The sequence below is a fragment of the Streptomyces sp. R-74717 genome (assembly GCF_047305335.1).
In the GTDB taxonomy this organism is placed as follows: domain Bacteria; phylum Actinomycetota; class Actinomycetes; order Streptomycetales; family Streptomycetaceae; genus Streptomyces; species Streptomyces atratus.
Map to the genome: position 1 here is coordinate 6,852,874 of NZ_CP102361.1, position 13,550 is coordinate 6,866,423.

The 13,550-nt window shown below is 71.7% G+C and carries 13 protein-coding genes and 1 pseudogene; 5 read left to right on the top strand and 9 right to left on the bottom strand.

Annotation, left to right across the window (positions count from 1 at the left end):
- Window positions 1-5: 5 nt before the first annotated feature.
- Complete coding sequence (locus NRF20_RS31425; RefSeq protein ID WP_398631397.1) at window positions 6-1,982, top strand: helix-turn-helix domain-containing protein; 1,977 nt, start codon at window positions 6-8, stop codon at window positions 1,980-1,982.
- Between the two features lie 42 nt (window positions 1,983-2,024).
- Here the strand turns inward: NRF20_RS31425 and NRF20_RS31430 are convergent, their stop codons facing one another.
- The 8 genes from NRF20_RS31430 to NRF20_RS31465 all read right to left on the bottom strand — a co-directional run bounded on the left by NRF20_RS31430 (window position 2,025) and on the right by NRF20_RS31465 (window position 9,049).
- A complete protein-coding gene (locus NRF20_RS31430) occupies window positions 2,025-2,909 on the bottom strand; it encodes an alpha/beta fold hydrolase (protein ID WP_398631398.1) in 885 nt (294 codons plus the stop codon).
- Window positions 2,906-4,060 (bottom strand): branched-chain amino acid ABC transporter permease, encoded by a 1,155-nt coding sequence (locus NRF20_RS31435; RefSeq protein ID WP_413753718.1) that lies wholly within the window; start codon window positions 4,058-4,060, stop codon window positions 2,906-2,908. The genes NRF20_RS31430 and NRF20_RS31435 overlap by 4 nt, the downstream gene beginning before the upstream one ends.
- The gene (locus tag NRF20_RS31440; RefSeq protein ID WP_398631400.1) at window positions 4,057-4,944 is read right to left on the bottom strand and encodes a branched-chain amino acid ABC transporter permease; all 888 of its coding nucleotides are present in this window, start codon (window positions 4,942-4,944) and stop codon (window positions 4,057-4,059) included. The genes NRF20_RS31435 and NRF20_RS31440 overlap by 4 nt, the downstream gene beginning before the upstream one ends.
- On the bottom strand, window positions 4,944-5,690 hold the full coding sequence (locus NRF20_RS31445; RefSeq protein WP_413753719.1) for an ABC transporter ATP-binding protein: 747 nt from the start codon (window positions 5,688-5,690) through the stop codon (window positions 4,944-4,946). The genes NRF20_RS31440 and NRF20_RS31445 overlap by 1 nt, the downstream gene beginning before the upstream one ends.
- Entirely contained in the window at window positions 5,687-6,478 is a 792-nt protein-coding gene (locus NRF20_RS31450) for an ABC transporter ATP-binding protein (protein ID WP_398631402.1), read from the bottom strand. Before NRF20_RS31450 ends, NRF20_RS31445 begins: the two co-directional genes overlap by 4 nt.
- 3 nt (window positions 6,479-6,481) lie before the next feature.
- Complete coding sequence (locus tag NRF20_RS31455; protein ID WP_398631403.1) at window positions 6,482-7,729, bottom strand: substrate-binding domain-containing protein; 1,248 nt, start codon at window positions 7,727-7,729, stop codon at window positions 6,482-6,484.
- Window positions 7,730-7,941: 212 nt separating this feature from the next.
- On the bottom strand, window positions 7,942-8,307 hold the full coding sequence (locus NRF20_RS31460; RefSeq protein WP_398631404.1) for a DUF4190 domain-containing protein: 366 nt from the start codon (window positions 8,305-8,307) through the stop codon (window positions 7,942-7,944).
- A gap of 130 nt (window positions 8,308-8,437) precedes the next feature.
- On the bottom strand, window positions 8,438-9,049 hold the full coding sequence (locus tag NRF20_RS31465) for a TetR family transcriptional regulator (RefSeq protein ID WP_266361746.1): 612 nt from the start codon (window positions 9,047-9,049) through the stop codon (window positions 8,438-8,440).
- A gap of 230 nt (window positions 9,050-9,279) precedes the next feature.
- Between NRF20_RS31465 and NRF20_RS31470 the strand changes: the two genes are divergently transcribed.
- From NRF20_RS31470 to NRF20_RS31480, 3 genes are all read left to right on the top strand, one after another.
- Entirely contained in the window at window positions 9,280-10,611 is a 1,332-nt protein-coding gene (locus NRF20_RS31470; protein WP_398631405.1) for a glycosyltransferase family 4 protein, read from the top strand.
- Between the two features lie 63 nt (window positions 10,612-10,674).
- Entirely contained in the window at window positions 10,675-11,442 is a 768-nt protein-coding gene (locus NRF20_RS31475; RefSeq protein ID WP_266361748.1) for a class I SAM-dependent methyltransferase, read from the top strand.
- Entirely contained in the window at window positions 11,439-12,524 is a 1,086-nt protein-coding gene (locus tag NRF20_RS31480; RefSeq protein ID WP_398631406.1) for a prenyltransferase, read from the top strand. Before NRF20_RS31475 ends, NRF20_RS31480 begins: the two co-directional genes overlap by 4 nt.
- Window positions 12,525-12,530: 6 nt before the next feature.
- On the opposite strand, the pseudogene NRF20_RS31485 reads toward NRF20_RS31480, so the two are convergent.
- Window positions 12,531-12,815 (bottom strand): annotated as a pseudogene (locus tag NRF20_RS31485) (hypothetical protein); the annotation flags it as partial.
- A gap of 166 nt (window positions 12,816-12,981) precedes the next feature.
- Between NRF20_RS31485 and NRF20_RS31490 the strand changes: the two are divergent.
- Window positions 12,982-13,536, top strand: a complete 555-nt coding sequence (locus NRF20_RS31490) for a hypothetical protein (protein WP_413754626.1) — start codon at window positions 12,982-12,984, stop codon at window positions 13,534-13,536.
- Window positions 13,537-13,550: the final 14 nt, after the last annotated feature.

The window sequence follows — 13,550 nt, forward strand, 5'->3', positions numbered from 1 at the left end:
CGCCCATGTCTGAACCGTCCGCCTCCGCCGCGCCCCATCTGCGGCGCCTCCTCGACCTGCTGGCCGACGACGCCCCCGCCGAGGCGCTGGGCGCCGTCTCCTCGCAGGCGCGGGCCGCCGGTGTGCCCACAGGCGATCTGGCGGAGGTGGAGCGGGCCACCGCCACCGCCCTGCGGATCAGGGGCGCCCTGCGGCAGCACCGGCGCCGCGAGCTCCAGCTCACCGCGCTCTTCGACACCGCGGGCGACCTGGCCGCATCCCGCGACCTGGACGACGTGCTGAAGGCGATCGTGCGCCGCGCCAGGATGCTGCTCGGCACGGACACGGCGTATCTCACGCTCCCCGACGAGGAGGCGGGGGACACCTATATGCGGGTCACCGACGGGTCGGTGTCGCTGCTCTTCCAACGACTGCGGCTGGAGCTCGGCCATGGGCTCGGCGGTCTGGTGGCGCAGACCGCGAGTCCGTACGCGACCCCCGACTACGGCACCGACGACCGCTTCCACCACACCCGCAACATCAACGCCGGGGTGCTGGCCGAGGGGCTCGTAGCCATCCTGGGCGTGCCCCTGCTTCTCGGCTCCAGCCGCGGCGGTACGGGGAAGGTCATCGGCGTCCTCTTCGCGGCCGACCGTGCCCCCCGCGTCTTCAGCCCCGACGAGGTCGCCCTGCTGTGCTCGCTCGCCGCACATGCCGCGATCGCCATCGACACCGCCCGCGCGCTCGCCGACACCCGGTCCGCGCTGGACGAACTGGCCGAGACCAACGCCGAGCTGGCCGAGGCCAATGCGGCCGTACGGGCCCACTCGGCGGCGATGCAGCGCGCCGAGGAGTCCCACGACCGGCTGACCGACCTGGTCCTGCGCGGCCGTGACGTCAAGGATGTCGCCGCGGCGGTCGCGGGGCTGCTGGACTCCCCGCTCACCATTCACGACCCGGGCGGGCGGCCCCTGGCGGCGGTCCGGCCCGACGGTGCCGACTTCGCCGCCGACAGCATGGACGCCGGGTGGCTGGCCGAGACCGCCGAGGAGTCCCGTACCGGTGCCCGCGCCGTGCATCGCGACGGCCGGTGGATCTGCGCGGTCCTTGCCGGACGGGAACTCCTGGCCGGTCTGGTCCTGCACCGGCGTGAACAGCTCGACGACTCCGACCGGCGGCTGTTCGAGCGGGCCTCGGTGGTCACCGGACTTCTTCTGCTGCTGCGGCGCACGGTCGCCGAGACCGAGAACCGGATCCGCGGAGAGCTGATCACCGACGTGCTGACCGACGCGGACCGCGACCCGGCCGGACTCGCCGAACGCGGCCGACGCCTCGGCATCGACCTCGACCGCCCACATCTGCTGCTGGTGGCCGAGGGCGGAGCCCGGGAGAGGCTGGCCCCTGCCGCGATGCGCTATCTGTTCGGCGGGGACATCCATGGGGTGAGCGCCGAACACGCGGGAAACGTGGTGCTGTTGATAGAGACCGACGACCCCGGACCGGCTGCCGGTGACGCGGCACGCGCGGCGGCGGCCCAGCTCGGCCAGCTGATCCAGGCCCCTGTCACCGTCGCCGCCACCGGGCCGGCCCGCGGCGCCCGGGAGCTGGCCTCCGCATACGGGGAGGCCGCCCGCTGCCTGCGCGCCATGCGGGTCCTGGGACGTGCGGGGGAAGGCGCGTGCGTCGACGAACTCGGCTTCCTGGGTGTGGTGTTGGGCAACACCCAGGACGTCGACGGCTTCGTCACGGCGACACTGGGGCCGCTGCTGGAGTACGACGCGCAGCGCGGCACGCATCTCGTGCGTACGCTCGGTGCCTATTTCGGGTCCGGGGGCAGTCTCATCCGTGCCAAGGACGAACTTCACGTGCACGTCAACACGGTGGTGCAGCGGCTGGACCGGGTGCAGGTGCTGCTGGGGCGGGACTGGAACGAGCCCGGGCGGGCGTTGGAGCTGCAACTTGCCTTGCGGTTGCATTTGTTGGCGGGCGGCCGGGAGCGGTAGAGGCCGTCCGGCCGCCCGGGGTGCGTTGCGGTGTCTGTGTCCTCAGGCGCCGGACATGGTCAGCAAGTGGTGTGCGATCTCTCCGGCGCCCGCTTCTCCCGTCAGCAGCGTGTAGTGGTTGACGTCCCGGACCGGCACCGGTGTCACCTCCGTGCCCCCGAGGTCGGCCGCTGCCAGGCGTGTCTCGTCGTACAGGCCCTGGTCCTCGTTCATCAGGCCCCGCCGCGCCCACAGCAGAGTCGCAGGAGCCGGCAGCTTCCGTATGGCCGTCAGCACCTCCTCGTCGAAGAGGCCGATGCCGTCGGTGCGTACCGCCTCGATCCGGCAGGTGGAGTGCATGGTGGGTTCTTCCCCGGTCAGGTCGCGCTGGATGTACGCATCCACCTCGGCCGACCACGCACCCGCGAACGCCGGGTGCGCCTGCCAGAAGGAGCGGTAGGCGGCCCGGTCGGGGAAGGTCATCGACAGCCGGTCCATGGCCGGGCCGATCACGGCGGTCATCAGCTCGTCCGGGGAGAGATGCGTGGGGGCGGGGAAGCCGATGCCGCCGTCGACCAGCAGCAGCGGCCCGAACCGTTGCGGGTGCCGTACGGCGGCCAGCGCCGCCACGAACGCACCCATCGAATGGCCGGCCAGCACCACCCGGTCCAGACCCAGGGCCTCGGTCAGGGCGGCGATGTCATCGGTGTGCGTGGCGATCCCGTACGGTCCCGGCAGAGCCGAACTCCCGGCCCGGCCACGCAGATCCGGGGCGATCAGGGTGATGCGGCCGTCCAGCAGCCTCGCCACCGGGCCCCAGGACAGCGCGTTGGCCGTGATGCCGTGCAGGGCGACGACGACCGGTGCGTCCGGCTCGCGGGCCGGCCACCTCAGTACCGCCAACTCGCCACCGGTCACGGGGACCTGTATCTCTTCGTACGGAATCACGGGCGTCCGTTCTCCTTCCGGGCCTTCCTGGCCGGGAGTGTTTCGGTGGTGGCGGGCCTGCGGCGTACCGCCGCCAGCCGGGACGGCAGCCGGGCCAGGCCGCCCGGCAGCAGGTGTACCACGGCCACGAACAGCACACCGAGCAGGAACAGCGGCTGGGAGAGCGGCACCCGCAGCACGGAGGGCAGATCGGCGACCGCGCCCGACCCGGCCAGATCGCCGAGCCGGTGATCGGCCCAGGTGTAGAGGATGCCACCGACCATCGGGCCCCAGCGGGTGCCCGATCCGCCCAGCACCACCATCACCAGCAGCGAGAGGGTGAAGTCCGAGGTGGTGGTCTGGGGGGTGGAGCCGCCGGTGAGCAGCAGGTGCACCAGACCGCCCAGCGCGGCCAGCGCGCCCGCCAGGACGAAGGCCGTCAGCTTGAAGCCGTACGGCTTCAACCCCAGTACCTCCACCCGGCGTTCGTTCTCCTTGATGCCCTCCCAGACCCGACCGGTGGAGGAGCGGACCGCCCAGTGGACGACGGCGAGGGTGAGGACCAGATAGGCGAGCGCCACCCAGTAGAGGTTCGCGGTGTGCTCGATGCCCACGAGTCCGGACGGCAGCAGATCCGCGGGGGCGGCCCGGCCTTCCTCGCCGCCGGTGAGACCACCGGGGTTGCGGGAGACCAGGATCGATCCTGCCTGGGCGAAGGCCAGCGTCACCATGGAGAAGCCGATGCCGGTGACCCGCAGGCTCACCGACCCCAGGACCAGCGCGAGCGCGATCCCGAAGCAGAGGCCGAGCAGTGCGGACACGGCGAACGGGAGGCCCGTCTCCAGCAGGAACATGTTGGTGGCGTAGCTGCCCGCGGCGAAGTAGAGCGCATGCCCGAAGGAGAGCAGCCCGGTGCGGCCGAGCAGCAGGTCGTAGCCGGTTGCCAGCGCGCCGAACAGCAGGCAGGTGGCGAGGAGTTGGAGACTGCCGGGACTGCCGAGCGGGCCGTCCAGGAGTCCGGGCAGCGGCAGCGCGCTGTACGGCGCGGCGGCGAGGATCAGCAGTGCGGCGGCGGGCCACCAGCGGCGCAGCAGCCGGGCGGTGTTCCCGGGGCCGGGTGCGACCGCGTGTTTTTCGCCGGTGCGGTCGTGTGTCTCGGTGACGGTGCTCACGCGAGCCTCCCGGTCAGTCCGCGCGGCCGCAGAAGCAGCAGCGCGGCGAGCAGGACGACGACGGCCAGGTCGCCGAGGCCCGCTGCGGTGTAGTAGTTGGCGAACTGCTGGACCAGGCCGATGACGGCGGATGCCACTGCGGCGCCGGTCACCGAGCCCATGCCCCCGGTGACCACCACGACGAACGCGAAGATCAGCAGCGAGGTGCCCTGGCGGGGGTCGACCGAGCCGAAGTACAGGCCGCCGAGCGCCCCGCCGAGCGCGGCGGCGCAGCCGCCGATCGCGAAGACGAGCGTGAACGCCTTCCGCACATCGATACCCAGGGCGGTGACCATCGCCCGGTCCTCGACCCCGGCCCGTACGACCAGACCGTGCCGGGTACGGCCGAGGAAGAGCCGCAGCGCGACGAGGACCACGACCGCCGCCGCGACCAGTACCAGCCTGTTGACCGGGACCTGGGCGCCGAGCAGCCCGAAGGTGCCGGACAGGGCCTTCGGCCCCGGGAAGGTCCGGGCGTCCGAGCCCCAGATGCCCGACAGCAGCGCCGGGACGGCGAGCCCCACCCCGACCGTGGCGAGCACCTGCTCGCGCGGCCGGGTGTAGAGCGGGCGGACGACGGTGAGTTCCAGCAGCACGGCGGCCGCGGTGCCCACCGCCGTACCGAACAGGACTGCGAGGACGAAGCCCGCTCCGTCCGGGCCGGCGCCGGGCAGATTGCCGGACGCCGCCCACCAGGTGCCGTACGCGCCGATGGAGAGCAGCGCCCCGTGCGCGAAGTTGAGCACATCCATCAGGCCGAAGATCAGTGAGAGTCCCGATGCGATCAGGAAGTAGAGCGCCCCCAGACCGAGTCCGGTCATGGTGAGCAGAACGACGGTGGACATCAGGAATCGGCCTCCACGGAAGGTGCTTCGGTGGCCGGACCGTGTCCCACGCCCAGCAGACGACGTGCCGCTTCCGCATCGCCCAGCAGTTCGGCGGCCGGTCCCTGATGGGCGGTCCGGCCGTCGGCGAGCACCGCACAGTGCTCGGCCAGGCGCCGCACGACGGCGAGGTTCTGCTCCACGAGCAGCACCGGCACCGCCTCGGCGGCCCGCTCCAGCACCTGGGCGACCTCGGTGACCACCTTCGGCGCCAGACCCTTGGTGGGTTCGTCGGCGATGATCAGCCGGTTGCCGCCCAGCAGCGTGCGGCCGATGGCCACCATCTGCTGCTGCCCGCCCGACAATGTGCCCGCCAACTGCCTTTCCCGGCACTTCAGTTCGGGGAAGAGTTCATGGATGAGCGGGTACGCGGGCTCGCCCGCGCCGCGCCGCTCGGCCAGGCGCAGATTCTCCGCGACGGTCAGCCCGGCGAAGATGCCCCGGTCCTCGGGGGCGTAACCGATGCCGAGGCGCACCACGGTGTGGGTGGGCATCGACACGGTCTCCTCGCCGTCCAGCCGCACGCTGCCGGTGCGCGGGACGAGGCCGAGGACGCCGCGTACGGTCGTGGTCTTCCCGGCGCCGTTGCGGCCGAGGAGCGCGGTCACCCCGTGCCGGGCGACGTCCAGGTCCACGCCGTGCAGGATGTGCCGGCCACCGATCAGGACCCGCAGGTCTCGTACGGCGAGCAGGTTCGCTCTCGTCACAACCCCTCCCCGAGATAGGCCTGTTGAACGGTCGGGTCGGCGGTCACTGTCTCCGGGGTGTCCAGCGCCAGCAGCCTTCCGTGGTGCATCACGGCGAGCCGGTCGGCCAGGCCCAGCAGGACGTCCATGTGGTGCTCGACCATCAGGACGGTGCGGCCCTCGTCCCGGTGCAGGGTGCGGATCAGTTCGGTCAGCGCGGGTACCTCCTCCGCGCTCACCCCGGCCATCGGCTCGTCGAGCAGCATCAGCCGCGGCTCGCCCACCAGCAGCACCGCCAGCTCCAGTTTCCGCTTCTCGCCGTGCGACAGCTCGGACGCCGTCGCCCTTGCCCGGTGGCCGAGGCCGGTGCGCTCCAGTACGCCGGTCACCTCGGCGGTGTACGGGGAGGCGCGCCGCCACAGCCGGTACGAACCGCCCCGGGCCGCCTGGGCGGCCAGCCGGACATGGTCGGCCACGCTCATCCCGGGCCAGAGGCTGGACGTCTGGAACGTGCGGCCGATGCCGCGCCTCGCCCGTGCGTGCGCGGGGCGGTCCGTCATGTCCGTACCGTCCAGCGCGATCGTGCCCGACGTGGCCATGGTCAGCCCGCTGATCAGGTTGAACAGAGAGGTCTTGCCGGCCCCGTTGGGACCGATGAAGGCGAGGAACTCGCCCTCGTGGACGCTCAGCGTGACGTCCTCGACGATCGTCGCCCCGCCGACGCCCCAGCCGAGCCCGGCCAGTTGAAGCACCGGGGTGGTGTTCCGCGCCCCGCCCCGGCGCTCCGCGGTGGTGTCCGGTACGGCCATCGGTCAGCCCGCCGAGGGCTTGGCGGGCGGCGCCACCTTGTCCATCGGCTCGGTGCTCACCAGCTCCGGCCGGGCACCGGCGCCGTTCCCCTTGAGCTTCGCGACGAACATCGGCTGCACCAGTGCGTGGTCCTCGGCACGGACCTGCTCCTTGCCCTTCACCCCGTCGAAGCTCCAGCCCTCGAGGGCCTTGGCCATGGCGGCGGAATCGGTGGCGCCGCCCGCCTCGACGGCGCGCACGACCATCTGCGCCGCGGTGAAGCCGTCGGGGGTGAACAGGTCCGGGGTGCCGCCGGCCTTGGCGACCGAGTCGAGCATGGACTTCTCCACGGCGTTGCCGCCGCCCGCGCCGGGGAAGTAGTGCGCCAGGAACGACACCTTGGAACCGGCGTTCCCGAAGATCGGGTACGAGGCCGTTCCGGCGAGACCCGTGACGACCTTGCCCGCCCCCAGCACGCCCTGCTGGTCCAGTGCGGTCCACAGCGCCGGTGCGGTGGAGCCGGCCCAGGCGACGAAGACCAGATCGGGCCCGCCCGCCTTGACCTGCCGGGCGAACGGGGTCAGGTCGGTGGCGCTGGGCGGAGCCAGTACCGAGCCCACGTTCGCGCCCTTGGAGCCGAGGACGGCCTTCACGGCGGCGACATTGGCCTGGCCGAAGGTGGAGTCCTGGGCCAGCACCGTGACCTTCTTGCCCTTGGCCTCGCCGAGCATCGTCCCGGCCGTGAGGATGTCCTGGTAGGACTGCCGGCCCGAGCGGAAGGTGTAGTCGTTGATGCCGGTCACGGCGTCGGTGGCGGCGGGGCCGCTGATGTACAGCACCTTGTTCTGGGCGGCGAGCGGCGCCATCTGGAGGGCCACCCCGGAATCGGTGGTGCCGGCCAGCACCTTGTAGCCCTTGCCGATCAGGTTCTTGGCCGCGGAGACCGCCTTGCCCGGGTCGCCCGCGTCGTCCTGCTCGGTGACCTCGATACGGTGCCCGGCGACCTTGCCGGTGCCCTTCGTCGCGTAGTCCAGGCCCGCCATGAACCCGTCGCGGTACTGCTTCCCGTAGTCCGCCAGCAGCCCCGTACGGGAGTAGACCAGGCCCACCTTCACGCTCTGGTCCTTCGCGTCCTTGCCGGACGCGGAATCGGCCTCGCCCGCCTTCCCTGCGGCGGTGCACCCGACCAGCAGCAGGCCGGCCGAGGCCAGCGTGACGACGGCGGAGAGAGATCTGTGGTGACGGACGGTGCCTGTGGCTCTGCGACGCATGGTGACCGGCTCCTCGGCGTATTCATGTGATGTCGCCGAACCGTATGAACACCGTGCCGCCGTCGACATGGTGCAGAGCGCCCCACCTGACGCGGTGCGCATGTGGGGGCCGCACATGGGCCGAAGCCGCGGGCCGCGCCCGGGGGGCCGGAGCGTACTGCCCCCGGGGCGCGGCGCGGCACCGAAGCGTCAGCGCCGCGGGTGGTGTCCCGTCACACGCCGCCGATCGCCTGGATCGTGGCCACGGTGAAGCCGAGGGCCGCGAACGCGCAGCCGATGATGCCCATCACCATTCCGGCGGTCGCCTGGCCGCGGTTGCCGCCCTCGCCCCGGTCGGCCATGCGCCGGGCCGAGATGCCGAGGCACAGCGCGATGATCGGCAGGATGATCGGGACGAGCAGCAGCCCGAGGATGCCGAGCACCATCGAGGCCGTCGCCTTGCCGGTGGGCAGTGGGGCGCCGCCGGGGTATCCGTAGCCGTTCGGCGGCTGGGCGCCGTAGCCCGGCGCGCCCCCCGGGTATGCGCTCGGCGCCTGCGTCCCCGCCGCGCCGCCTGCACTGCCTGACTGGTCAGTCATGTCTTCCTCTCCATCGGTGCTGGTCATGACCATGATAAGGAGAGGTCTGTGGTCCTTCCGGACGGAGCGGTGAGGGATGTGTGACGAAAGATCCTCCGGGGCACGACCCGTCAGGACCCGCCGGGACCCGTCAGGACGTGTCCCGGGGTGCCGTCACGTCGATGAGCCGGCACACCGTCTCGATGTCTATCTTCACCTGGGCGATCGACGCCCGCCCCGACAGCCAGGTGATCAGCGCCGAGTGCCAGGTGTGCTCGATGACCCGGACCGCGGACAGCTGCTCCGGCGTCGGATGCTCCAGGCCCATCGCGTCCAGGATGATCGCAGTCGTGATCCGCGAGACGGTGTCCACCTCCGGGCTGACGCTGCGGTCCGCGAAGGTCAGCGCCCGCACCATCGCATCCGCCAGATGCGGTTCGCGCTGCAGTGCGCGGAACGCCCGCATCAGGGTGCCGGCGACCCGCTGCGCCGCGTCGTCCCCGGCCGGGGGGCGCTTGTGCAGCGTCGTGTGCATGTGCTGGAGCTGGTCCTGCATGGTGGCGACCAGCAGATGGATCTTGGACGGGAAGTAGCGGTACAGCGTGCCCAGGGCGACCTCGGCGGCCTCCGCGACCTCGCGCATCTGCACCGCCTCGAATCCGCCCCTGCTGGCGAGCTGGGCGCTGGCGTGCAGGATGCGGCGGCGGCGGGCCTCCTGCCGCTCCGTCAGGGGCGGCGATGCCGACTTGGCTTCCGCTGTCATGTGTCCCCATCCATGGCTTCTGTCCGCAACCGGAGGGAGGCGCTCGGTCTCCCGGCGGCGCACAGCATGCCAGGGTGGCCGGTCGTGGCGCGAATCACCTGATCCGGCCGTTGCGCCGACGCTACCTGCCGGTAGATTCGTAGCTCATTGAACGATCCAGTCTGAAACTTGTTCTAGATTAGCGTGAGCGGTTACGCTCCGGCGAACACGCAGTGAGAAGGGGGCCGAGTGTGACCGCTGAGGCCATAGCGACGGGCCCCCGCACGGGCAGCGACACGCCGGGTACCGCCGGCGACCGTCCGTTGCGCATCGCACTCCTCACCTACAAGGGCAACCCGTTCTGCGGCGGCCAGGGCGTCTACATACGCCACCTCGGCCGCGAGCTCGCCCGCCTCGGCCACAGCGTCGAAGTGATCGGCGCCCAGCCCTATCCGGTGCTCGACGAGGGCGTCCCGCTCACCGAGCTGCCGAGCCTGGACCTCTACCGCCAGCCCGACCCCTTCCGTACCCCGAAGCGCGGCGAGTACCGGGACTGGATCGACGCCGCCGAGGTCGCCACCATGTGGACCGGCGGCTTCCCGGAACCCCTCACCTTCAGCCTGCGCGCCCGACGCCATCTCGCCGCCCGCCGCGGAGAGTTCGACGTCATCCACGACAACCAGACCCTCGGATACGGGCTGTTGGCGGACCTCGGCGCCCCGCTCGTCACCACGATCCACCACCCCATAACGGTCGACCGGCAGTTGGACCTGGACGCCGCCGAGACCCGCCGTCGGCGCGCCTCTGTCCGCCGCTGGTACGCCTTCACCCGCATGCAGAAGCGGGTCGCGCGCCGACTGCCCTCGGTGCTCACCGTCTCCGGCTCCTCCAAGCAGGAGATCGTCGACCATCTCGGGGTGCGGGGGGACCGCATCCACGTCGTGCACATCGGCGCGGACACCGACCTGTGGTCGCCCGACCCGTCGGTCGCCGAGGTTCCCGGCCGGATCGTCACCACCTCCAGCGCCGACGTCCCGCTGAAGGGCCTCGTCCACCTCGTCGAGGCGCTCGCCAAGCTCCGTACCGAGAACCCGCAGGCGCACCTCGTGGTCGTCGGCAAGCGGGCCGAGGACGGGCCGGTCGCGCAGGCCATCGAGCGGCACGGACTCCAGGACGCCGTCGAGTTCGTCAAGGGCATCAGCGACGCCGAACTCGTCGACCTGGTGCGCAGCGCCCAGATCGCCTGCGTCCCCTCGCTGTACGAAGGCTTCTCGCTGCCCGCTGCCGAAGCCATGGCCACCGGCACGCCCCTCGTCGCCACCACCGGCGGTGCGATTCCCGAGGTCGCGGGCCCGGACGGCGAGACCTGCCTGGCCGTCCCACCCGCCGACGCCGGGGCGCTGGCCGAGGCGCTCGCCCGGCTGCTCGGCGATCCGGAACTGCGGGCCCGGCTCGGCGCCGCGGGCCGCGCCCGGGTGCTCTCCCGGTTCACCTGGAAGCAGGCCGCCATCGGCACCGCCGCCCTCTACCGCGAGGCGATCGCCGCCCGCGCCGGTACCGCGCGCCCCGGCGGCCGTCGTTGACGCCGCCGCCCGTCCTCGTCGTCCCCGCCCACTGATCCCCCTCGACCGCGAAAGCAGGCATTCGTGCTGACCGTGGACTTCACCCGCTTCCCGCTCGCCGCAGGTGACCGAGTGCTCGACCTGGGCTGCGGCGCCGGACGCCACGCCTTCGAGTGCTACCGGCGCGGCGCCCAGGTCGTGGCACTCGACCAGAACGGCGAGGAGATCCGCGAGGTCGCGAAGTGGTTCGCCGCGATGAAGGAGGCCGGGGAGGCCCCCGAGGGCGCCACCGCCACCGCGATGGAGGGCGACGCGCTCAATCTGCCGTTCCCCGACGAGTCCTTCGACGTCGTGATCATCTCCGAGGTGATGGAGCACATCCCCGACGACAAGGGTGTGCTCGCCGAGATGGTCCGGGTCCTCAAGCCCGGCGGCCGGATCGCGATCACCGTGCCGCGCTACGGCCCCGAGAAGGTCTGCTGGACGCTCTCCGACGCGTACCACGAGGTCGAGGGCGGCCACATCCGCATCTACCGGGCCGACGAACTCCTCGGCAAGATCCGCGGCGCCGGCCTCAAGCCGTACGGCACCCACCACGCACACGCCCTGCACTCGCCGTACTGGTGGCTCAAGTGCGCGTTCGGGGTGGGCCGCGACGGCAAGGACGCAGCGTTGCCGGTCCGCGCGTACCACAAGCTGCTGGTCTGGGACATCATGAAGAAGCCGGCCGTCACCCGGGTCGCCGAGCAGCTGCTCAACCCGGTCGTCGGCAAGAGCTTCGTGGCGTACGCGACCAAGCCGCACCTGCCCGTGGCCGCCGCTGCCGAGGACCTCTCCAGGGCCGAGGCGTGACCACTCCCGAGCAGACCGAACACCTCGTACTGCCCGGAGTCCTCACCGCCGAGCAGGCCGCCGAGACCGTCGCAGCCCTCCTCGCCGCGCAGTGCGAGGACGGTGCGCTGCCCTGGTTCCGCGGCCACCACCTCGACCCGTGGGACCACACCGAGGCCGCCATGGCCCTCGACGCGGCCGGCGAGCACGCCGCCGCGGAACGCGCGTACGACTGGCTGGCCCGGCATCAGAACGAGGACGGTTCCTGGTACGCCGCTTACCACGACGGAGACCCGGAGCAGCCGACCGACCGCGGTCTGGAGACCAACTTCTGCGCGTACGTGGCCGTCGGTGTCTGGCATCACTACCTCGCCACCGGCGACGACGCGTTCGTCGACCGGATGTGGCCGACGGTCTACGCCGCCGTCGAATTCGTGCTCCGGCTCCAGCAGCCCGGCGGCCAGATCGGCTGGAAGCGCGAAGCCGACGGAACGCCCGTCGAGGACGCGCTGCTGACCGGCTGCTCCTCCATCCACCAGGCGCTGCGCTGCGCACTCGCCATCGCCGAACGGCGCGAAGAGCCGCAGCCCGACTGGGAGCTGGCGACCGGTGCGCTGGCCCACGCGATCCGCAACCACCCGGAACGCTTCCTGGACAAGAGCCGCTACTCGATGGACTGGTACTACCCGGTCCTCGGCGGCGCGCTCACCGGAGCGGCCGCCAAGGAGCGGGTCGAGGAGAGCTGGGACCGCTTCGTGGTCCCCGGCCTCGGGGTGCGCTGTGTGCTGCCCAATCCGTGGGTGACCGGTGGCGAGAGCTGTGAACTCGCCCTGGCGCTCTGGGTGATGGGTGAGTCCGACCGGGCGCTGGAGATCCTCCAGTCCATCCAGCATCTGCGCGCCGACGGCGGCATGTACTGGACGGGGTACGTCTTCGAGGGCAACCGGGCGTTCTGGCCGGAGGAACTCACCACCTGGACCGCCGGTTCGCTGCTGCTCGCGGTGGCCGCGCTCGGCGGCGACGAGGCGACCACCGCGGTCTTCAGCGGCGAACGGCTGCCGCGGGGGCTGGAACCGGACTGCTGCGGCCAGGACAGGTCCTAGCTGGTGCCGGATGCGGCCGGCCACCGCGTGACCCACGAAGAGGTGGACGACGGCGGCCGGCCCGTATCCGGAGACCACCCGCGCCCACGCCTCGCCGAAGGTGAACAGGTCGTACGACCAGCCGGCCAGCCGGCGTGCGGTGAGCTGGACGACATTCACCAGGTCGTTGCCCCGGTTGGCCTCCAGTAGGTACATCAGGATCCACAAGCCGATGACGAAGGCCATGATGTCGGCCACGACGGCCAGGACACGTGCTGCGGTGGCGCTTCTCGTTCCTGTTCGAGGAGACACGGGTTCCGGGTGGCCGTTTCCCGGCAGGAGATACCCGGACGGCGGACCCGAGTGGCACGCTGCCGGGGGCCGGGCGAGCCTTGCGGAGAGTGCCCAGAGGCGTCACTCACCGTAAAGATCGCCGTGATGCGCCCGCCCAGGGAGGCCCGCTGTGCCCAGTTCCGCCGTGAACCGTCCCGCACCGCTCCGCCGTCTGCTCGTCTCGCTGCTGCTGTCCTGCGCCGTACTGGTGGGCGCCACCGCGTGCGGCGGCGGCAATGAGAGCAAGACCGCGAGCAGCTCCGCCTCCCCGAGCGGCACGTCCTCGGCCGAGGCGCAGAAGTTCGCCAAGACGCGGTTCGTCGCCAATGCGGGGCTCGCGGCCGGTGCGACGTACCAGTGGATCGTGAAGCCGTACCGTGCGGGCAAGTTCAAGAAGGGCGCGGACGGACGGACGTTCGCTCTGGTCAAGGCCGGGCTCGCGGGCGGCTTCGCCTACAACCGGCTGAAGGCCGCGGTGGTCAACGCCAAGGGCGACCCGCTGCTGTCGAAGGCGGTCGCGCCGTTGACGGCGGGCATCGAATCGCTCAAGGGGCTCGGCAGCAAGCTCCGTAATGGCGAGGCGGGCGCGGGCGACATCGGCGCCTTCGAGAGCGTGATCAGCGGCATCAAGGACGCGGGCAAGAGCGCGGGCGCCGAGGTGAAGGACAAGGTGCCCAGCAGCTCGCAACTCGGCGGGTAATCGATGGGATCCCG